Source organism: Flavobacterium croceum DSM 17960, from assembly GCF_002917885.1.
Taxonomy (GTDB): domain Bacteria; phylum Bacteroidota; class Bacteroidia; order Flavobacteriales; family Flavobacteriaceae; genus Flavobacterium; species Flavobacterium croceum.
In genome coordinates, this window is record NZ_PQNY01000009.1 from 14,060 (window position 1) to 34,113 (window position 20,054).

Below are 20,054 nucleotides of genomic sequence, written 5' to 3' on the forward strand. Positions count from 1 at the left end.
TTTTTGCGCTATTTTTGTTTTTTAAATACATATTAATACATACAGAATGACAAAAATAGAACCACCTATTGCAAAAATAGTTCCTCAAGTTTTTGAAAACCACGGCAACCAACGCATTGACAATTATTATTGGCTTAATGATAGAGAAAATCCAGAAGTTATTGCCTACCTTAATCAAGAAAATGAGTATTATAAACAAGCTACACAACATACCAAACCACTACAAGAAGCTTTATTTGAAGAGCTTAAATCGAGAATTAAAGAAGACGATACTTCTGTACCTTATTTTTACAACCAGTATTGGTATATTACCCGCTATGAAAAAGGAAAAAATTATCCTGTATATGCTAGAAAATACCTTACGCTAGATGCTCCCGAAGAAATATTATTTGATTGTAATGTGCTAGCAGAAGGGCACAATTATTTTCATTTAACAGGATTAAATATTTCTGAAGATAACCAATGGGTAAGTTTTGGTATTGATACCGTTTCGCGAAGAAATTATACCATACAAATAAAAAATTTAACAACAGGAGAAATTCTGCCTACAAAAATAGAAAACACTACAGGTGGCGCTACTTGGGCTAGCGATAATAAAACTTTGTTTTATACAAGAAAAGATTCAAAAACACTTAGAGCCGATAAAATATACAAACACAAATTGCATAACGATGTAAGTACCGATGTATTGGTGTATTTTGAAGAAGATGATACTTTTTCGGTAGGTGTATATAAAACAAAATCAAAAAAATACATTTGCATTTCTTCCTACAGCACCTTAACAAGCGAGTACCGATTGGTTTTGTCAAAAACACCCGACGAACCTTTTACTATTTTTCAAGAAAGAATACGAGGTCTCGAATATTCTTTCTCGCATTATGAGAATAATTTTTATATTCTTACCAATAAAGATGAGGCTACAAATTTTAAAATAATGATTACTCCAGAGAATCAAACTTCTGTAGAAAACTGGAAAGATTTTGTACCTCATAGAGAAGATACCTTACTAGAAGATATCGATATTTTTAAAAACTATTTTGTAATTTCAGAACGCAACAATGGTTTGCACAAAATATACATAAAACCTTGGGAAGGAGAAGCTTATTATTTACCTTTTAACTCCGAAACTTACACAGCATATACCACTACCAATATAGACTTTGATACCGAAATACTACGATACGGGTACCAATCTATGGCAACGCCAAATTCTATTATAGATTTTAATATGCGTACCCAAGAAAAAACCATTCTTAAAGAACAAGAAGTTTTGGGCGGAAAATTTAGTAAAGAAAACTATATTGAAGAGCGCATTTGGGCTACAGCAACAGATGGTATTCAAGTTCCAATGTCGTTAGTGTATAGAAAAGATGTGAAAAAAGATAGTACAAATCCATTTTTAATGTATGCCTACGGTTCGTACGGTCATTCTACAGATCCTTATTTTTCTACTTCTAGATTAAGTTTACTAGATCGAGGCTTTATATTTGCCATAGCACACGTAAGAGGTGGTGAAGATTTAGGAAGACAATGGTATGAAGATGGTAAATTACTCAAGAAAAAAAATACGTTTACCGATTTTATAGATTGTTGTAAACATGTTATCAACCAAAAATATACATCACCAAATCATTTGTATGCCGAAGGAGGTTCGGCAGGAGGATTGCTCATGGGAGCTATTATAAATATGACACCAAATTTGTTTAACGGAATTATTGCACAAGTGCCTTTTGTAGATGTAATCAATACCATGCTCGACGATACCATACCGCTTACTACAGGTGAGTATGACGAATGGGGAAATCCAAACGACAAAGAATATTATGATTATATGATGTCTTATTCCCCATACGATAATGTTACAGCGCAAGAGTATCCTAATATGTACGTTTCTACAGGATTACATGATTCGCAAGTACAATATTGGGAACCTGCAAAATGGGTAGCCAAACTCCGAAAATTCAAAACCAACGCTACAGTACTGTATTTAGATACCGATATGGATGCAGGACACGGTGGAGCTTCCGGACGATTTGAAGCCTTAAAAGAAGTGGCAAAAGAGTATGCTTTTTTATTAGATTTAGAAAAAATTACAAAATAGTTTCCAAAAAAATATTAAATTTGCACGTTTGATTGCGTTATAAATAACGCTCTCCGATTAATTTTAATCACTTATGAAAGAAGAAATTAAGGCTTATAATAATATCCTTGACCTTATAGGAAACACCCCACTTATAAGCATTGCAAAAATAGCAAATACATTACCTGGTAACTATTTTGCAAAAGTAGAAGCTTTTAACCCTGGACATTCTTCAAAAGATAGAATTGCACTTTATATTATAGAAGAAGCCGAGCGTTTAGGTATTTTAAAACCAGGCGATACCATAATAGAAACCACATCTGGAAATACTGGATTTAGTGTTGCTATGGTTAGTATTATAAAAGGATATGATTGTATTTTGGCGGTTACTTCTAAATCTTCAAAAGATAAAATAGAAATGTTAAGCGCTATGGGAGCTAAAGTATATGTTTGTCCTGCCAATGTCTCTGCAGACGATGAACGTTCTTACTACTCGGTTGCAAAACGATTACACGAAGAAACAAAAGGATCAATCTACATTAATCAGTATTTTAATCAACTTAATATTGAGGCACATTACAGAACAACAGGGCCAGAAATTTGGGAACAAACCAATGGAAAAATTACACACTTAATAGCTTGTAGTGGTACTGGAGGTACAATTTCTGGAACTGCCAAATTTTTAAAAGAACAAAATCCTAACGTAAAAGTAATTGGTGTAGATGCCTACGGATCTGTATTAAAAAAATACCACGAAACCAAAGAGTTTGATACCAACGAAATTTATCCTTATAGAATAGAAGGAATGGGTAAAAACCTTATTCCAACAGCTACAGATTTTGATGTTATAGACAAATTTGTAAAAGTTACCGATGAAGAAAGTGCTCATGCAGCGAGAGAAATTGCTCGCACTGAAGGCTTATTTGTAGGCTATACTTCGGGGGCAGCATTACAAGCAGTAAAACAATTAGCCGAAGAAGGCGAATTCACATCAAATAGTAATGTTGTTATCATTTTTCCAGATCATGGTTCTCGATATATGAGTAAAATATATAGTGATGAATGGATGAGCGAACAAGGCTTTTTTGATAGTGTAAATGTAGAAGATTCTCAAAAAATAGAGTTTATTAAATAAACCCCTATTATTACTATAGTTTTAAACCGTTAAACCCAATTTGTTTAACGGTTTTTTATTTTTGATAATTTATCAAAAACTTAATTTTAAGCAAAGAAATAAAACTGTACTTTAGTAGTACAAATAATTACAGTAGTCATGCCACTAAACAAAATAATTTTAGGCTCTGAAGAATGGTGCTCTTTTCCCGAATTACAAATACCGGCTATAAAAGCACGCGTAGATTCTGGCGCCAAAACATCGGCATTGCATGCTATTAATATTGCTCCATTTATTAAAGATGGTGAAAACTGGGTTAAGTTTGATATCAATCCGATACAAAAAAATTTAAAAACCGTTATTCACTGCGAGGCTTTATTAGTAGGCAAACGAGTAGTAAAAAGCTCAAGTGGTTTTAGAGAACAACGGTATGTTATTCAAACGAATTTGAATATTGCCAATAATACTTGGAAAATAGAAGTAACACTTACTAATAGAGACTCTATGGGTTTTAGAATGCTATTGGGTAGAGAAGCAATGAGTGGTAGAGTTTTGGTAGACCCTGAGCAAAAATATTTATTAGGAGAAACCTCTACCGAAAGTTTAAAATCTATATACAAAGCAAGCGATATAGCCAAAACAGGTTTAAAAATAGGAGTTTTGGCAAGTAACCCAGAACTCTATAGCAATAAGCGCATTATGGAAGCAGGGGAAATGCGAGGCCATGAAATGCATTTTTTAAATATTAAAGAATGTTACATGAAACTCGATGCCGATAAGCCCGAAATACATTATAGAGGCGGTAAAATTCTTGAAAATTTTGATGCGGTAATACCTAGAATTAGACCAAGCATGACTTTTTATGGTTGCGCACTTACCAGACAATTTGAAGCCATGAAAGTATTTTGTTTGAATTCAGCCGCAGCAATAACGCAATCGAGAGACAAGTTATTTTCTCTACAACTATTACTTCGACACGGTGTAGATATACCTACTACAGGTTTTGCAAATTCTCCTTTAGATACAGACGATTTAATAAAAATGGTAGGAGGCACGCCACTCATTGTTAAATTATTAGAAGGTACTCAAGGAAAAGGTGTGGTGTTGGCAGAGACAAAAAAAGCAGCCGAATCGGTTATTAATGCTTTTAAAAGCTTGAATGCAAATATTTTAGTTCAAGAGTTTATAAAAGAAGCTAATGGTAAAGATTTAAGACTCTTTGTAATAGATGGAAAAGTAGTAGCAGCAATGCAACGTGAAGCTGCTCCTGGAGAATTTAGAGCAAATATTCACATGGGAGGCACTGCCTCTGTAGTAAAAGTAACAGCCGAAGAAAAAAAGATTGCCGTAAGAGCAGCCAAAGCCATGGACTTGAGAGTTGCTGGTGTAGATATTATTCGTTCATCGAAAGGGCCTTTGTTATTAGAAGTAAATTCATCTCCAGGCTTAGAAGGTATAGAGGGCGCAACAAATAAAGATATTGCTGGCGAAATGATAAAAGCAATCGAAAAAAGTATTAAAAAATAGTACGATGAACGCTTATCTTGATATCGTTATTAGAAGTGTTGCCGTATACTTATTTATGCTTATTGCGTTGAGAATTTTTGGTAAAAAAGAACTTTCTCAACTTAATTCGGCCGATGTTATATTAATTTTATTGATTAGTAATGCTGTTCAAAACGCAATGGTTGGCCCAAACACGACACTTTCTGGAGGTGTTGTAGCGGCTTTGGCTTTGTTTTGTATTAATTTTCTAATAAAAAAAATAATGTCTAGATCTCGATTTGTTAAAGAACTAGTACAAGAAAAGCCCGAAATATTAATACACAACGGAATAATAGAATTTAAAACGTTGTCAAAACTAGGCATCACGTCAGATGAACTTCAAGAAGCTATGCGTGAGCATGGTGTTGAACATTACAACGAGGTAAAACTTGCCATGATGGAAATAGACGGAAATATTAGTATAATTTCTGGGAATGAAGCCGTGAAACAAACCTATCATAAAAGAAAAATCCATAAAAGCCTTGTGCAACAAGGATAAAAAAAGGGGCTGTCCAAAAAGTCTGATTATTGTCTTTCCAAATTAATTTCGGAATCTAATAATAGTTGATAATCAAATATTTATAGAAGCTGAAAACAAGTTCAGCTTGACAAGATTGTACTTTTTAGACAACCTCTTTTTTATGATTTGAATCTATATAATTACAAACCCAAATTTGTTTTTGTTTTCTTTACTAAAGCATCTTTACACATTAAAACAGAAATACTTTTTAAGCGAATGTAAGCTACACTCATATACACATAACCTTCTTTTCCAGATTTGGTTCCCCAAGAATTTTTTACTTTGTAGTATATTTTTCCGTTTTGATCTTTTACTTTTCCTACTATATGCATTAAATGATCATCTTGTGTAGATAAATTTTCAAACTCTTGTTGGCGGAGGTCTGGAGTAATATTTTTCTCTGGTTTTATTTCTGTTAAAATAAGCGTATTATCGGTATCATGTTCTGGTATTACGGCCAAACCAAATCTACCAGAAAATGTAGGCTCGCTTACATCACAATCCAAAGCAATTGTATATCCGTTATCTATTGCATTATCAATATTTTGTGTGTATTCATCTAAAGTAATATTGTAAAATAAACCATTAGAAAAATTATCTGGAATATCCAACAAAAAAGGCTTATTGTATTCAAAATTTGTAAACGAAGACAAGGTTACATAATTGTGTAAATCTAGCTTAGTACTTTCTAAAAATGTTTTAGGAGTATATTTTTTGCCTTCATAAGTAAAATCGGTTGGATTTTTACCCATATATACATCCAAAACGGCGTTCACAGCATCTTTCCATTGCGGAGAAAGTTTCTTTCCAGGATTGGATACATATGTTTTTAGCATAGATTCTAAAACAGCAACCATTTCGGCATGGTTATATTTACCTTCAAGCTTATTTCCTTCGTAAACATTCTCGGGTACAATACCAAAATCGCGAGCACTATTTATTACATCATGAGCCAAAGCGCCTTCACCAAACTGTGCTTTGCCTTGACGCATAATATAGTTCCAAGCTTTCTTAGGGTAAGTATTTCTTACATTATACATTTCAGACAAATCGATTTGTTTGCCTGTAGTTCGTATAATTTCTGCTTCTAAAAATGAAGTTGTTGAAAAACTCCAACAAGTACCAGTATTGTCTTGAGAAATCACTGGAGTACTTGTAATGTCTTTAACTGTTTGAAATTGATACGTTTGGGCATACATTGCAGTACCTAAACAAAGTAAAAAACAGCTTAAAATGTTTTTTTTCATAGTTAATAAGTTTTATTTCTTGATGAGAAAAATTAATTTAATTTTACGCTAAAATAATACTTTTTAATTCTTGATAACAAATGAGTAACATAAATTGGCAAACCGTTAAAGAATTTGACGATATCACCTATAAAAAATGTAATGGCGTAGCTCGTATCGCTTTTAATAGACCCGATGTGAGAAATGCTTTTCGTCCAAAAACCACATCAGAACTTTTACAAGCTTTTCACGATGCTCATGAAGACACATCAATAGGTGTTGTGCTACTTTCTGCCGAAGGCCCTTCGACCAAAGATGGTATTTGGAGTTTTTGTAGCGGTGGCGATCAAAAAGCAAGAGGGCATCAAGGATATGTTGGAGAAGATGGTTATCATAGACTGAATATACTAGAAGTGCAACGTCTTATTCGTTTTATGCCCAAAGCAGTAATTGCGGTAGTGCCTGGCTGGGCTGTAGGTGGAGGACATAGTTTGCATGTAGTGTGCGATTTAACTCTAGCGAGTAAAGAACACGCTATTTTTAAACAAACAGATGCCGATGTAACAAGCTTTGACGGCGGATATGGCTCTGCGTATTTAGCGAAAATGGTTGGACAGAAAAAAGCCAGAGAAATTTTCTTTTTAGGCCGAAATTATTCGGCTCAAGAAGCTTACGAAATGGGTATGGTAAATGCTGTAATCCCTCACGATGAACTAGAAGACACAGCGTACGAATGGGCTCAAGAAATACTAGCAAAATCGCCAACATCCATAAAAATGCTAAAATTCGCTATGAATTTAACCGACGACGGAATGGTTGGACAACAAGTTTTTGCTGGCGAAGCAACACGACTTGCGTATATGACAGATGAAGCCAAAGAAGGTAGAAATGCCTTTTTAGAAAAACGAAAACCAAATTTTGAAAAGAAATATATCCCTTAATATTCATATTTATTAATTTTTATACAATGGTGAAAATCAATTTATTTTTAGCACTCTATTTTTCGTGTTTGTGTACCCTTTATTCTCAAAATAAAATTGGACTCTCTACATCTTTGCATTATTCGGGCATTATAAGAAATAGCAACGTTTTGAGTGATGACTTTAATTCTTTTTTAGGAATAGATATAAACTACGAAATACCTTCTAAAAATGAAGCTTTAAATTTTTACGCAGGCTTTTGTGGTGATTTTTATTTGGGAAGAGCCAAAGAAAAATCATTAACAAAGTTAGATACTGAAAACTCTTTTTTATGGAATCCATATGGTAAAATAAGTTATTTTGTATTACCAAAAAAAATGCAATTGGGATTAGCAATTGGATATGCAAAACTACATAAAAGCATGAAAGTTAATCAATGGATTCCTACTTTATACGATCCAAGTGATCCTTTAATAAACTATTCTTCTGTTAGAAATTTAGAGTTTGATTATAGCTCAATATCAATTTCACCAGAAGTAAAAATGTTTATTAAAAAAGATTTATTTACTCAAGTAAATTACAGATATATTCCATTTGGGGATAATATAAATTTTCACACTCTTAATTTAGGATTGGGGTACCATTTTTAGTATAAACAAAAAACTAAAACATAATAATATGAGAAGATGGATTGAAGCGGCACGAGTGAGAACATTACCTTTATCTGTGTCTGGAATATTGGTAGGTAGTTTTTTTGCTATGTCGGGGCCAGAAAAAAATTGGAAAGTTTTGCTACTTGCATTATCAACTACTATTGGTTTGCAAATACTATCCAATTTTGCAAATGACTACGGCGATGGCGTAAAAGGAACCGACAATGACGATAGAGTAGGGCCAAAAAGAGCTATTCAATCTGGAGCTATTACACCCGAGTCGATGAAATTTGCGATGTTTATAACAGGATTTCTTACCCTAGTATCGGCTATGTCGCTTATTTATGTATCGTTCAAAGGTAAATATTTGTGGTATTCTATATTGTTTTTTGTTCTAGGCATACTTGCCATAGCATCGGCAATACGATATACTATTGGTAAAAACCCTTATGGATATAGAGGTTACGGAGATGTTTTTGTATTTATTTTCTTCGGATTTGTAAGTACCATTGGTATTTCATTTATGATTTTAAAAGAAATCGAACCCGTATTGTTCTTGCCTGCAACGGCTATTGGTTTTTTAAGTGTTGGCGTATTAAATTTAAACAATATGCGAGATGTTGCATCAGATAAAAAATCGGGCAAAAACACACTAGTGGTTCAAAATGGCATTGAATGGGCAAGAAAATATCATTTCTTTCTCATTATTTCTGCTATGGTGCTCTTGTTTGTATTTGCAGTGTTATTTGATTGGTATTTTGATGCAGACCCAGAACAGTTTAATATAGACAATTATTTCTTTTTAATATTTTATGTTTTGTTGTTCAAACACTTAAAAGTGGTAAAAAATAATACCAATTCAAAACTATTTGACCCCGAATTGAAAAAAGTAGCCATTGCCACTTTTTTAATTTCGCTTACAATCTCTTTGCAAATGATTTATCTTTTTTCAGATTACGGACTCTATTTGTTAGAATTAACCCTAGATAAAGTTCAAAATCTTTTCAGTTAATATTAAATTTTAAAAGATGAAAATTACATTTTACGGCCATGCTTGTATAGGTATTGAACTATCTGGCAAATCAATATTGATAGACCCATTTATTTCTGCAAATCCTAAAGCATCTCATATAGACATCAATAGCATTAAGGCAGACTATATTTTGATTACTCATGCGCATCAAGATCATATACTCGATGTAGAAGCCATTGCAAAAAGAACAAATGCAGTAATTGTTTCAAATTATGAAATTGCCGTACATTTTGGTAACAAAGGGTTTGCATACCATCCTATGAATCATGGAGGTAGTTGGAATTTTGATTTTGGAAAATTAAAATACGTAAACGCTATTCATACAAGTTCTTTTCCAGACGGCACTTATGGCGGACAACCTGGTGGATTTGTTATAGAAGGAGAACACAAAAATATTTACATTGCTGGCGATACGGCTTTGCATCAAGACATGAAACTTATTCCGTTACGCACACAGCTCGATTTAGCCGTTTTGCCTATTGGAAGTAATTTTACTATGGATGTAGACGATGCTATTATTGCTTCAGATTTTTTGCAATGTGAAAAAATTTTAGGCTACCATTATGATACTTTCGGATATATTGAAATTGATAAAAGCAATGCCAAAAAGAAATTTTTTGATGCAGAAAAAGACCTTATGCTTTTAGAAATTGGAGATAGTATTTTTATCTAATCTCCCACAAATAATGATACATCTTACTATGAAAAAAATAAGTTTAATAGCTCTATTGCTCATTAACACACTGTTTTTTGCTCAAAATAAATTAGGCTATTGGGACAATGTTCGCATTACCAACGAAACTATTTCTTTACGTGCTGGAGAAAAAAAATACATTAAAACAGCTCCATTTCCAGAAGGAACTACCGAAGTTGTTTTTAGAATCACTCTACTCGACGATAATCAAAAAATATCGTCAAGTTTAGTCTCATTGCTCAAAGCCATTCCCGATCCAAGTGGTATAAGTCAAGGTTCGGCTGGTGCGGTTTTTTTAGTATCGACCATTGCAGGTGACGACACTTGTAAATTTGGGGTTTTTACCACTGAAACAGATGCTAAAAATTTTGTAAAAACAGGTAATTTTACCAATGCCTGCTATACACAAGACAAGCCTGTAAATAAAGATGCTAAACTACTTTCTTCTCAATCGAATTGCAAAATCGATTCTGTTTCGCAACTCTATTTTGCATTTGAAAGCAATAATTGGGTGATGAGTGAAAAAGTTTTACTTGAAGTAGTGCCTTGGGTAGACAATAAACTCAGTTCGGGTTGGACAAATACACGTAAAAATGAGTTGATAGAAGTTTTGAAAAAAGTAGATTTTTACAATTCTCTACAAAAAAAAGAAGAGTTTGTGTACCAATCTTTGCAAAGCATTACAAAACAGTATACTTATGCCGAATATTCAAAACTACTTGATGTAGAAAAAAAAGTTATTCTGCAAAACGTATTTGATAGTAGTTTGCAAACCACCGGCGAGGTCGATAAATACTACACTATAATTCGTAGTAAGGCTAATGCCTTGTTTAATAAAGGAAAAATTGACGAAGCTATAGCACTTATTCAAAATGATATTTTTACTAAAAAAAGGAATAAAGCTATAGACTATTATACACTTGCTAAATATTTTATCATACAAAAAAAGTTCGACAAAGTAGCAACGCTTCTCGAACCTGTACAAGATTCTAAAGAAGTAGAAATTCAATTGGCTTTGGCGCATTTTTATATGTTTACTAATAAAATTAACGAGGCTAAAGAAATCCATAAAGCATTCAAAACCTTTTCGTTTGTAGATACTACTTGGGCAATACAAACTCAAAAAGATTTACAACTTTTTGAAAAATGTGGTTTACCCTCAGACAATTTTAAAAAAATATGTAACATTTTTTAGAATAGTATGAATTGTAAAGCAAGATATTTTAAATACATATTGCATTTCAAAAAAGCATCGGGTACATCTAGAGGCATACTTACCGAAAAAGAAACTTGGTTTTTAGTACTAGAGCAAGGCGGTAAAAAAGGAATAGGCGAGTGTGCCATTTTAAGAGGATTAAGTGTAGATGATAGACCCGATTATGAAGAAAAACTAAAATGGGTTTGCCAAGATATCGCACTAGGAAAAGATTATTTACTGAATAATTTGCAGGATTTTCCGTCTATTCAGTTTGGTGTTGAAACCGCTTTTTTGTCATTAGAATCTACAAATACGTTCGAATTATTTCCTTCAAATTTTACAAAAAACACCGATTCGATCAATATAAATGGCTTGGTTTGGATGGGAGATAAAAGCTTTATGCAAGATCAAATTGAAGAAAAGTTAGAACAAGGTTTTAGTTGCATTAAACTTAAAATAGGCGCTATACATTTTGAAAAAGAATTAGCACTTGTAGAATTTATACGAAATAAATTTAGTTCTGATATTATTGAAATTAGAGTTGATGCCAACGGGGCTTTTACCACAACTGAAGCTTTAGATAAACTCACTATACTTTCACAATATCAATTACATAGCATAGAACAACCTATAAAAGCAGGAAACGCAATAGCAATGCAAAAACTATGCAGCGTATCTCCATTGCCTATTGCACTAGACGAAGAACTGATAGGTGTGTTTACCAAGGAACAAAAAGAAAATTTACTACAAACAATTAACCCACAATACATTATTTTAAAACCAAGTTTAGTAGGAGGGTTTGCAGGTACCTCACAATGGATTACTTTGGCAGAGCAATACAAAATAGGTTGGTGGATAACCTCTGCATTAGAATCTAATATTGGGCTTAATGCTATTGCACAATTTACTTATTTGCAAAATAACAAAATGCCTCAAGGCTTAGGTACAGGTGCATTGTATACAAACAATATAAATTCGCCTCTTGAAGTACACAATGGAAAATTGTGGTATACTCAAAATGATTGGCAAGATTTTAGCAATTTTATTGATTCAATAACCTAATAATATCTTTTTCAATATTTTTGGGTTTTGTGTAAGATGCGTAACGTTTAATTGGTGTGCCGTTTTTGTCAATTAAAAATTTTGTAAAATTCCATTTTATCTTACTTCCCCAAAAACCTGATAATTTAGACTTTAAATAGCGGTATACATTGTGTGTGTTTGTGCCATTAACCTCAATTTTTTCAAACATTTGAAATGTAACACCATAATTTAGTAAGCAACCGCTTTTAATTGCTTGATTTGTATTGGGTTCTTGATTTCCAAATTGATTACATGGAAAACCCAATATTTCTAAACCTTGATTCTGATATTTTTTATACAACAATTCTAAGCCTTCATATTGCGGTGTAAAACCACATTTGCTGGCTGTATTAACAATTAAAACAACTTTGTTTTTATATCGGTCAAAAGTAATCGTTTCTCCTTGTATTGTTTTTGCAGATAGTTTGTAAAATTCACTCATATTATTAAAGTTTTTTTGCTTCTTCCCAAAATACATCCATTTCGGCGAGTGTCATTTCGGCTAACGATTTACCTGATTCTACAGCTTTTGTTTCCAAATATTGAAAGCGTTTTATAAATTTTTTGTTGGTGCGTTCCAGAGCATCTTCTGGATTTATTTTCAAAAAACGCGCATAGTTAATTAGCGAAAATAACACATCTCCAAATTCGGCTTCTATTTTATCAATATTGCTTGTTTTTACTTCTTCTTGTAATTCTTGTAATTCTTCTTGAACTTTTTCCCAAACTTGTTGTGGTTCTTCCCAATCAAAACCAACACCTTTAACTTTATCTTGAATGCGGCTTGCTTTTACCAATGCTGGTAAACTTTTCGGAACGCCTTCCAAAACTGATTTTTTACCTTCTTTAAGCTTTATTTTTTCCCAATTTTGTTTTACTTCTTCCTCATTGGCAACAATAACATCTCCATAAATATGCGGATGCCTTGTAATAAGTTTATCACAAATTCCGTTAGCCACATCAGCAATATCAAAGCTTTGGGTTTCACTTCCTATTTTAGCATAAAACACAATATGTAAAAGTAAATCGCCGAGTTCTTTTTTTATTTCTTCTAAATTATTGTCTAGTATAGCGTCGCCGAGTTCGTATGTTTCTTCAATGGTTAAATGCCTTAAACTTTCGAGTGTTTGTTTTTTATCCCACGGACATTTTTCTCGTAAATCGTTCATAATATCAAGTAATCTTGAAAATGCTTCTAGTTGTTGTTGGCGGCTGTGCATAGTAGTGTATTTTTGAAATAAAAAAATCCTGCTTTAAAAACAGGATTCAAATATAATTATTCTTTTTTGGTTGTTTTTTTCTTTTTTTCTTTTACTTCTTCAACCACTTGTTCTTTTATGCTCTCGGCATTTTCTACTTTGGGCTCTTCTTTTGAAACTAAACCTTTAGATTGTAAAATATTATACCAATTTAGTGCTTTTTTTATATCAGATGCATACACTCTATCTTCGTCATAATCGGGAACTACTTCTTTAAAATAAGCAGCCAACTTTGCGTTGTCTTCTTTGGTAGATAGGGCAGGGCCTTCGTTTTCTTTTACTGCAATAGCTCTAAAAATTTCAACCAATGGTTTTTCTTCTGTGTAAGTATACATCGAAATTTCTGAAAGTAAACTTACATTGCTTCTCATACCCACCGTAATTTTTTTACCGTCTGTTAAAGATTCTGCTACAAAGCCAGTACGCGTTTGTAATTTTAGTTCATATAAACCGGGTTTTCCCGAAATAGCTAATATTTTATCAATATTCATTATTATTTATTTTTAATGGGTCGCAAATATATTTTTTTAAATACAAAAAAACGAAATTTTAATGGGTATTTTTCTTTAAAAAAATGAAATAATTACCTTCCTTTTTTGTTGTAGTATTTCATTCGGTAATCAGGAGAGCATTTACCTTCCATAATGTTGTTTAATTTTTTCTTAATTAACGTTTTACGTAAAGAAGAAATTTTATCTATAAATAATATGCCTTCTATATGGTCGTATTCGTGTTGAATTACACGAGCTCTTAAGCCATCATACTCTTCGGTATGTTTCTTAAAATTTTCATCGTAATACTCTATTGTAATTTTCTCGTTTCTGCTCACATCTTCACGAACATCAGGAATGCTTAAACAGCCTTCATTAAAAGACCACATAGTACCTTCTTCTTTAAGTATTTTAGCATTTATAAATACTTTTTTAAAACCTTTTAATGTTTCTGCTTCTTCTTTAGAAATGTCGTCGCTATCGCTAAAAGGATCAGTATCAACTACAAACAAACGTATTGCAAGACCTATTTGAGGTGCAGCAAGACCTACGCCATAGGCATTGTACATCGTTTCATACATGTTTTGTATTAATTCCTTTAGATTTGTATAATCTTCAGATATATTTTCGCCTACTTTTCGTAACACGGGATCTCCGTAACCAACAATGGGTAAAATCATATTGTAAAAAATTTTGGCAAAGATACTAAACTAATTTGAGTGTTTGCGATGTGTATTTTCTTATTTTTTGAACCAACTCTTTATCGTTTTGTAGAGATGATGCATAACTAGGTATCATTTCTAGAAGTTTTTGTTGCCATGCTACCGAATTTATTTGTGAAGGAAAACATTTTTGTAAAACTTCAAGCATAATAGAAACTGCTGTAGAGGCACCTGGAGATGCTCCAAGTAATACAGCCAAAGAACCATCGGCTGTGTTAATTACTTCTGTGCCAAATTCTAATACGCCTACACCGTTTTTATCTTCTTTAATAACTTGTACTCTTTGTCCTGCTTCTTCTAAAACCCAATCGTTAAATTGAGCCGACGGAACATACTCAAGCAAACTCTCAAAACGTTCTTCGGGGGTTTGTATTACCTGATCTATTAAGTATTTTGTAAGAGGTATATTATGCCAACCTGCTGATAACATAGGTCTTATATTATCAATTTTAATAGATTTTAGTAAATCCAAGTATGAGCCGTGTTTTAAAAATTTTGTAGTAAAACCAGCGTAAGGACCAAATAGCAACTCTTTTTTACCATTAATAATACGGCTATCTATATGAGGTACAGACATGGGAGGGGAGCCCACTGTAGCTTTTCCGTATACTTTGGCATGATGTTTTTCTATAACCTCTTGGTTGGTGCAACGTAACCATTGACCACTCACAGGAAATCCGCCATAACCTTCTCCTTCGGGTATATTTGCTTTTTCTAATAAATGTATTGAGGCTCCACCAGCACCTATAAATACAAAGTTGGTTTGTACTATTTTTTCAGAATCTTCAAGAGCATCGTATACTGTTACTTCCCACAAACCACTGTCTAGCTTCTTTAAATTGGTTACTTTATGATTAAAATGTATAGAAACATCTTTTTGTTTTTGCAAATAACCAAACATCTCTCGAGTAAGCGTACCAAAATTCACATCGGTACCTATAGCCATTTTTGTAGCTGCTACAGGTTCTTGTGGTTCTCTATTTTGCATAACCAAAGGCATCCACGAATTTATCACATTTGTATTATTTGAAAATTCCATACCTTCAAACAATACATTTTTTGTAAGTGCTTTATATCTTTTTTCTAGAAAAGAAACATTATTCTCACCCCAAACAAAACTACAATGAGGAACTTTGTTTATAAATTGTTGAGGGTTACAAATTAAATTTTTAGATACCAAATAGCTCCAAAACTGTTTTGAAACTTCAAATTGCTCGGCAATTTTAAATGCTTTAGAAACATCAATAGAACCCTCAACCTTTTCGGGAGTGTAGTTTAGTTCACAAAAGGCCGAATGCCCTGTACCTGCATTATTCCAAGCGTCGGAACTTTCGGTTGCTGCAACATCCATCTTTTCAAAAACAGCTATTTTATAGTCTTTATTTAGGTTTTTTAAAAAAGTTCCTAATGTAGCACTCATAATTCCTGCTCCAATAAGTACAATATCGGTAGTTTGCTTTGTCATAATTTTGAATTATAGTTTACGAGCCAGATAGTCTTGAAGTAATATAGTTGCCGAAATTTCATCAATTAAAGCTTTATTTTGACGTTGTTTTTTTTTTAAACCACTATCAATCATGGTTTTAAAAGCAAGCTTTGATGTAAACCGTTCGTCTACCCTAATTATAGGAGTAGTAGGGAATTGCAATTCAAATTGAGCACAAAATTTATCTATTTTATCAGCGCTTTGCGAAGGTTGCCCGTTCATTTGTTTGGGTTCACCTACCAAAATTTTTTCAACTTTTTCTTTTTGTAAATAATCGTTTAAAAAAGTAAACAAATCTTCGGTAGCAACCGTTGTAAGCCCAGATGCAATAATCTGAAAATCATCTGTTACAGCAATTCCTGTGCGTTTTTCTCCATAATCTATCGCAAGTATTCTTGACATCTTGTTTTTTATTTGCAAATATAGCTAAGATAGCATGGAAACATACATTTGATTGTGCCGTTGCTATTTATTTTTGTAAGTTTGCACATATTGTATCTACAAAAAATGCAAAATATAACTCAAAAAACCTATAGAAGACTTAGTTTATTGGTTTCCTTACGAGGATTATCATTTTGCTGTTTTGATACCATTTCGAGCAAACCGATCTTCTATAAAGAGTTAAAAATAAAGCCTATACACCCCAATCAACCCTTAGAAAATATTTTGGAAGAAGTTTTTAATGAAAATCCAGAATTGCATTCTAAGTACGACGAAGTAACTGTATTACATCACAATAGCTTAAATACTTTTGTGCCTATTTCGCTTTTTGATGAAGATTTTTTGGGAAGCTATTTGCAATACAACACGAAAGTATTTGAAACCGATTTTTTTACGTTTGATGAAATGCCTATGTATGACATGAATAATGTATACATTCCGTATGTTCATGTCAATAATTTTTTTATCGATAAATATGGAAGTTTTGAATACAAGCACGCTTCTACAATATTGGTAGATCGATTACTAAAGTTTTCAAAAAATAGATTTGATAAAACAATGTTTGTTCATGTACAAGAAAAACATTTGGATATTGTTGTTGTTGAAAATCAAAAAGTAATACTTTACAATACTTTTGAGTATAAAACCCCCGAAGATTTTATCTATTTTATTTTATTTACAGCCGAACAATTGCAATTGAATCCTGAAGAATTTGATTTAGAATTTTTAGGAAAAATAAAAGAAACCGATGCAACCTATGCCATAACTTATAAATATGTGCGAAATGTTACTTTTATGGAAGTGCCTACTTTAAATTATGCTTTGGGAGAAGAAGAACACAGAGAACATTATATATTGTTACATTCATGAGAATAATTTCAGGAAAATATAAAGCTCGTAGAATAAATCCGCCGAAAAACTTACCTGTACGTCCTACAACCGACATGAGTAAAGAATCTTTATTCAATATCTTAAACAATTATTTTAACTTTAATGAATTGTCAGTATTAGACCTTTTTTCAGGCACTGGAAATATAAGTTATGAGTTTGCTTCTAGAGGTTCAAGCCCTATTGTTTGTGTAGATGGAAATGCAAATTGTGTAAATTTTATAAAAAAAACGACAAAAGAGTTCGATTTTGACATCACAAGTATACATAATGATGTTTTTAAATTCTTAGAAAAACATACGGGTTGTTACGATTTAATATTTGCCGATCCACCGTATGATATGCCGCAGAAAGATTTTGAGTTTTTGGTACTTCAAATATTTGAAAAACAGTTACTACAACCCGAAGGTATGCTTATTGTTGAACATTCCAAACACACACCAATAGATCATTTACCCCATTTTTCGTTTGATAAAAAATATGGAGCGTCAATATTTTCTTTTTTTGAAATAGAAAACAATGATCTAGAATAAGAATTATAAAAAAGCAGACCTATAAGCCGGATTCTGTACTTTTTATTACCTAAAAAGCCCTTATCATTTATCTAGACTATTTGTTGCCAAATAGCTCTATCTGCCTACCCCTCAGCAACGAGCGAGCAACCCTTAACTGCTGATATACATGGCATTTCACCGCATAGAGTTTACCTGATTTCACTACAGCCGAACTGTACATTCTTTCTGTTGCACTTGTCCTAATAAAATTTTAATACTAAAACTTTACCGACGGGTGTTACCCGCTATACTGCTCTATGGTGTCCAGACTTTCCTCTGATTCTTAAAAGAACCAGCGATAAGGCGGTCTGCTTGGCAAAGGTAGTTTAAAAGTTTGAAACTTTACGAAGTTTGGAATTTGATTATTTAACAACTATATTTGCTATTCAATTTTTGCTATGGAACAATTTGTAGTATCGGCTCGTAAATACCGCCCACAAACCTTTAAAGATGTTGTAGGGCAACAAGCTATTACCAATACATTACTAAATGCCATAGAAAGTAATCATCTCGCTCAAGCGTTGTTGTTTACAGGCCCTAGAGGCGTGGGTAAAACCACTTGTGCTCGTATACTTGCCCGAAAAATCAATCAACCTGGCTATGATGATCCAAATGAAGATTTTGCATTTAATGTTTTTGAACTCGATGCGGCTTCAAACAACTCTGTAGACGATATTAGAAACTTAATAGACCAAGTGCGTATACCACCACAAACAGGTCAATATAAAGTATATATCATAGACGAGGTACACATGCTATCTACTGCTGCTTTCAATGCTTTTTTAAAAACGCTCGAAGAGCCACCAAAACATGCAATATTTATACTTGCAACGACCGAAAAACACAAAATAATTCCAACGATACTTTCGCGTTGTCAAATATTTGATTTTAAGAGAATTACTGTTAAAGATGCCAAAGAGCATTTGGCAGAAGTAGCCAAAAGTCAAGGTATAACTTTTGAAGATGATGCTTTGCATATCATAGCCCAAAAGGCAGACGGAGCCATGCGAGATGCTTTATCTATTTTTGATAGAGTAGTGTCGTATTGTGGTAAAAACCTAACACGCCAAGCTGTTACAGAAAACCTTAATGTTCTTGATTACGAAACGTATTTAACCGTAACTCAATATATTTTAGAAAATGACATTCCGAATATTTTAGTAACTTACAATACTATTTTATCAAAAGGTTTTGATGGGCATCATTTTATATCAGGCTTAGCAAGTCATTTTAGAGATTTATTAGTGTGTAAAAATCCTGCAACATTAACACTGCTAGAGGCTGGAGAGCAAGCGCAAAAAATGTACGGAGAGCAAGCGCAAAAAACATCTCAAGAATTTTTGCTTCAAGCTATTGAAATTGCTAATGATTGTGATTTAAAATACAAAGTTTCTCAAAATCAAAGGTTATTGGTCGAATTAACACTTATGCAATTGTGCTCTATCGGTTTAGATGGAGAAAAAAAAAAGCTAAGTTTATAATTTCGCCTACCTATTTTAAAAACAATTCTTTTTCTATTACTGAACAAAAAAATAATGACACTTCAAGCAAAACTGTAGCATCAAATAATCCTGTTCAAAATATTGAAAAACAAGAAAATAAAACTGAGTTAAAAGTTTCCATTCTTGAAAATCAACCAAAAATTTCTTCTTTATCATTATCAAGTATAAAAGCAAAAAAAGAATTACTTGAAAAACAAAAAAGTTTAGTTAAAGACGACGTTCATCTCCCTACAGAACATTTTACAGAAACCCAAATGCTAGAACAATGGTTTAAATATGCCGATAGACTAGGGGATAAGGGGCATAAAATAATGGAGTCTTTAATGCGTATTGAAGAACCAATTTTGGAGGGTTTTAAAATACTACATACTTTACCAAACGACAGTAGTAAACTCGATTTTGACAAAGAAAAACATGAGCTTTTAGGCTACCTTAGAGGTAAATTACACAACCACGAAATAACAATAGAAACCATTGTAAATGAGACTTTAGATGCTAAAAAAACATTTACGCCTTTGGATAAATTTAATAGATTGAACGAAATAAACCCTAACTTGGAGTTACTGAAAAAAATGTTTGATTTAGATTTCTAAAAAAAATGATATTTACAAAGTGTAAAAGCTCTAAAATCTGTAAAAGTTAAGA

General features: G+C 32.7%; 21 protein-coding genes and 1 other RNA gene. 14 read left to right on the forward strand and 8 right to left on the reverse strand.

What is annotated here, in order from left to right:
* Nucleotides 1–46 precede the first annotated feature (46 nt).
* The 4 genes from Q361_RS07740 (at nucleotide 47) to Q361_RS07755 (ending at nucleotide 5,238) form a co-directional block, all read left to right on the forward strand.
* Complete coding sequence (locus tag Q361_RS07740) at nucleotides 47–2,101, forward strand: S9 family peptidase (protein ID WP_103726154.1); 2,055 nt, start codon at nucleotides 47–49, stop codon at nucleotides 2,099–2,101.
* Between the two features lie 73 nt (nucleotides 2,102–2,174).
* The gene (locus Q361_RS07745) at nucleotides 2,175–3,215 is read left to right on the forward strand and encodes a PLP-dependent cysteine synthase family protein (protein ID WP_103726155.1); all 1,041 of its coding nucleotides are present in this window, start codon (nucleotides 2,175–2,177) and stop codon (nucleotides 3,213–3,215) included.
* A gap of 138 nt (nucleotides 3,216–3,353) precedes the next feature.
* Nucleotides 3,354–4,721, forward strand: coding sequence for a 30S ribosomal protein S6--L-glutamate ligase (gene rimK / locus Q361_RS07750; RefSeq protein ID WP_103726156.1), 1,368 nt, complete (start codon nucleotides 3,354–3,356; stop codon nucleotides 4,719–4,721).
* Between the two features lie 4 nt (nucleotides 4,722–4,725).
* Nucleotides 4,726–5,238, forward strand: coding sequence for a DUF421 domain-containing protein (locus Q361_RS07755; RefSeq protein WP_103726157.1), 513 nt, complete (start codon nucleotides 4,726–4,728; stop codon nucleotides 5,236–5,238).
* A gap of 161 nt (nucleotides 5,239–5,399) precedes the next feature.
* Here the strand turns inward: Q361_RS07755 and Q361_RS07760 are convergent, their stop codons facing one another.
* Complete coding sequence (locus Q361_RS07760; RefSeq protein ID WP_103726158.1) at nucleotides 5,400–6,506, reverse strand: C1 family peptidase; 1,107 nt, start codon at nucleotides 6,504–6,506, stop codon at nucleotides 5,400–5,402.
* A gap of 80 nt (nucleotides 6,507–6,586) precedes the next feature.
* Here Q361_RS07760 and Q361_RS07765 point away from each other — a divergent pair, with 80 nt between their 5' ends.
* Genes Q361_RS07765 through Q361_RS07790 form a run of 6 tightly spaced genes read left to right on the forward strand, consistent with a single transcriptional unit; the run spans nucleotide 6,587 to nucleotide 12,045 of the window.
* A complete protein-coding gene (locus tag Q361_RS07765) occupies nucleotides 6,587–7,426 on the forward strand; it encodes a 1,4-dihydroxy-2-naphthoyl-CoA synthase (protein WP_103726159.1) in 840 nt (279 codons plus the stop codon).
* 26 nt (nucleotides 7,427–7,452) lie between these two features.
* Nucleotides 7,453–8,055: an outer membrane beta-barrel protein gene (locus Q361_RS07770; protein WP_103726160.1), complete on the forward strand. Its 603-nt coding sequence runs from the start codon at nucleotides 7,453–7,455 to the stop codon at nucleotides 8,053–8,055.
* Between the two features lie 28 nt (nucleotides 8,056–8,083).
* Entirely contained in the window at nucleotides 8,084–9,070 is a 987-nt protein-coding gene (gene menA, locus Q361_RS07775) for a 1,4-dihydroxy-2-naphthoate octaprenyltransferase (RefSeq protein ID WP_103726161.1), read from the forward strand.
* A gap of 16 nt (nucleotides 9,071–9,086) precedes the next feature.
* Nucleotides 9,087–9,764: a metal-dependent hydrolase gene (locus Q361_RS07780; protein ID WP_103726162.1), complete on the forward strand. Its 678-nt coding sequence runs from the start codon at nucleotides 9,087–9,089 to the stop codon at nucleotides 9,762–9,764.
* Nucleotides 9,765–9,777: 13 nt separating this feature from the next.
* The gene (locus tag Q361_RS07785) at nucleotides 9,778–10,980 is read left to right on the forward strand and encodes a tetratricopeptide repeat protein (protein WP_146046992.1); all 1,203 of its coding nucleotides are present in this window, start codon (nucleotides 9,778–9,780) and stop codon (nucleotides 10,978–10,980) included.
* A 6-nt stretch (nucleotides 10,981–10,986) separates the two neighbouring features.
* Entirely contained in the window at nucleotides 10,987–12,045 is a 1,059-nt protein-coding gene (locus tag Q361_RS07790) for an o-succinylbenzoate synthase (RefSeq protein WP_103726164.1), read from the forward strand.
* On the opposite strand, the gene Q361_RS07795 is transcribed toward Q361_RS07790, so the two are convergent.
* The 6 genes from Q361_RS07795 to ruvX form a co-directional block, all read right to left on the reverse strand.
* Nucleotides 12,026–12,508, reverse strand: coding sequence for a glutathione peroxidase (locus Q361_RS07795; protein WP_103726269.1), 483 nt, complete (start codon nucleotides 12,506–12,508; stop codon nucleotides 12,026–12,028). The two genes, Q361_RS07790 and Q361_RS07795, sit on opposite strands and share 20 nt — an antisense overlap.
* Before the next feature lie 4 nt (nucleotides 12,509–12,512).
* A complete protein-coding gene (gene mazG, locus Q361_RS07800) occupies nucleotides 12,513–13,286 on the reverse strand; it encodes a nucleoside triphosphate pyrophosphohydrolase (RefSeq protein ID WP_103726165.1) in 774 nt (257 codons plus the stop codon).
* Between the two features lie 56 nt (nucleotides 13,287–13,342).
* A complete protein-coding gene (locus tag Q361_RS07805; protein WP_103726166.1) occupies nucleotides 13,343–13,816 on the reverse strand; it encodes a DUF5606 family protein in 474 nt (157 codons plus the stop codon).
* 92 nt (nucleotides 13,817–13,908) lie between these two features.
* Nucleotides 13,909–14,496, reverse strand: a complete 588-nt coding sequence (gene def / locus Q361_RS07810) for a peptide deformylase (protein ID WP_103726167.1) — start codon at nucleotides 14,494–14,496, stop codon at nucleotides 13,909–13,911.
* Between the two features lie 25 nt (nucleotides 14,497–14,521).
* On the reverse strand, nucleotides 14,522–16,003 hold the full coding sequence (gene mqo, locus Q361_RS07815; RefSeq protein WP_103726168.1) for a malate dehydrogenase (quinone): 1,482 nt from the start codon (nucleotides 16,001–16,003) through the stop codon (nucleotides 14,522–14,524).
* A 9-nt stretch (nucleotides 16,004–16,012) separates the two neighbouring features.
* Nucleotides 16,013–16,426, reverse strand: a complete 414-nt coding sequence (gene ruvX / locus Q361_RS07820) for a Holliday junction resolvase RuvX (protein WP_103726169.1) — start codon at nucleotides 16,424–16,426, stop codon at nucleotides 16,013–16,015.
* A gap of 105 nt (nucleotides 16,427–16,531) precedes the next feature.
* Between ruvX and Q361_RS07825 the strand changes: the two genes are divergently transcribed.
* Nucleotides 16,532–17,335, forward strand: coding sequence for a DUF3822 family protein (locus Q361_RS07825; protein WP_103726170.1), 804 nt, complete (start codon nucleotides 16,532–16,534; stop codon nucleotides 17,333–17,335).
* Entirely contained in the window at nucleotides 17,332–17,886 is a 555-nt protein-coding gene (locus tag Q361_RS07830; protein ID WP_103726171.1) for an RsmD family RNA methyltransferase, read from the forward strand. The genes Q361_RS07825 and Q361_RS07830 overlap by 4 nt, the downstream gene beginning before the upstream one ends.
* Before the next feature lie 6 nt (nucleotides 17,887–17,892).
* On the opposite strand, the gene rnpB is transcribed toward Q361_RS07830, so the two are convergent.
* Nucleotides 17,893–18,222, reverse strand: an RNA gene (gene rnpB, locus Q361_RS07835) — RNase P RNA component class A.
* 83 nt (nucleotides 18,223–18,305) lie between these two features.
* Between rnpB and dnaX the strand changes: the two genes are divergently transcribed.
* Nucleotides 18,306–19,388, forward strand: coding sequence for a DNA polymerase III subunit gamma/tau (gene dnaX / locus Q361_RS07840; RefSeq protein ID WP_103726172.1), 1,083 nt, complete (start codon nucleotides 18,306–18,308; stop codon nucleotides 19,386–19,388).
* The gene (locus Q361_RS07845) at nucleotides 19,343–20,002 is read left to right on the forward strand and encodes a DNA polymerase III subunit gamma/tau (protein WP_245874618.1); all 660 of its coding nucleotides are present in this window, start codon (nucleotides 19,343–19,345) and stop codon (nucleotides 20,000–20,002) included. The genes dnaX and Q361_RS07845 overlap by 46 nt, the downstream gene beginning before the upstream one ends.
* Nucleotides 20,003–20,054 lie beyond the last annotated feature (52 nt).

Bases quoted from the DNA above. Each gene is read 5' to 3' on its own strand.
- mazG (WP_103726165.1), bottom strand. From the start codon at position 13,286: ATGCACAGCCGCCAACAACAACTAGAAGCATTTTCAAGATTACTTGAT.
- mqo (WP_103726168.1), bottom strand. From the start codon at position 16,003: ATGACAAAGCAAACTACCGATATTGTACTTATTGGAGCAGGAATTATG.
- Q361_RS07805 (WP_103726166.1), bottom strand. From the start codon at position 13,816: ATGAATATTGATAAAATATTAGCTATTTCGGGAAAACCCGGTTTATAT.
- rimK (WP_103726156.1), top strand. From the start codon at position 3,354: ATGCCACTAAACAAAATAATTTTAGGCTCTGAAGAATGGTGCTCTTTT.
- def (WP_103726167.1), bottom strand. From the start codon at position 14,496: ATGATTTTACCCATTGTTGGTTACGGAGATCCCGTGTTACGAAAAGTA.
- Q361_RS07830 (WP_103726171.1), top strand. From the start codon at position 17,332: ATGAGAATAATTTCAGGAAAATATAAAGCTCGTAGAATAAATCCGCCG.
- dnaX (WP_103726172.1), top strand. From the start codon at position 18,306: ATGGAACAATTTGTAGTATCGGCTCGTAAATACCGCCCACAAACCTTT.
- ruvX (WP_103726169.1), bottom strand. From the start codon at position 16,426: ATGTCAAGAATACTTGCGATAGATTATGGAGAAAAACGCACAGGAATT.
- Q361_RS07765 (WP_103726159.1), top strand. From the start codon at position 6,587: ATGAGTAACATAAATTGGCAAACCGTTAAAGAATTTGACGATATCACC.
- Q361_RS07755 (WP_103726157.1), top strand. From the start codon at position 4,726: ATGAACGCTTATCTTGATATCGTTATTAGAAGTGTTGCCGTATACTTA.
- menA (WP_103726161.1), top strand. From the start codon at position 8,084: ATGAGAAGATGGATTGAAGCGGCACGAGTGAGAACATTACCTTTATCT.
- Q361_RS07790 (WP_103726164.1), top strand. From the start codon at position 10,987: ATGAATTGTAAAGCAAGATATTTTAAATACATATTGCATTTCAAAAAA.
- Q361_RS07795 (WP_103726269.1), bottom strand. From the start codon at position 12,508: ATGAGTGAATTTTACAAACTATCTGCAAAAACAATACAAGGAGAAACG.
- Q361_RS07760 (WP_103726158.1), bottom strand. From the start codon at position 6,506: ATGAAAAAAAACATTTTAAGCTGTTTTTTACTTTGTTTAGGTACTGCA.
- Q361_RS07745 (WP_103726155.1), top strand. From the start codon at position 2,175: ATGAAAGAAGAAATTAAGGCTTATAATAATATCCTTGACCTTATAGGA.
- Q361_RS07825 (WP_103726170.1), top strand. From the start codon at position 16,532: ATGCAAAATATAACTCAAAAAACCTATAGAAGACTTAGTTTATTGGTT.
- Q361_RS07770 (WP_103726160.1), top strand. From the start codon at position 7,453: ATGGTGAAAATCAATTTATTTTTAGCACTCTATTTTTCGTGTTTGTGT.
- Q361_RS07780 (WP_103726162.1), top strand. From the start codon at position 9,087: ATGAAAATTACATTTTACGGCCATGCTTGTATAGGTATTGAACTATCT.
- Q361_RS07740 (WP_103726154.1), top strand. From the start codon at position 47: ATGACAAAAATAGAACCACCTATTGCAAAAATAGTTCCTCAAGTTTTT.
- Q361_RS07785 (WP_146046992.1), top strand. From the start codon at position 9,778: ATGATACATCTTACTATGAAAAAAATAAGTTTAATAGCTCTATTGCTC.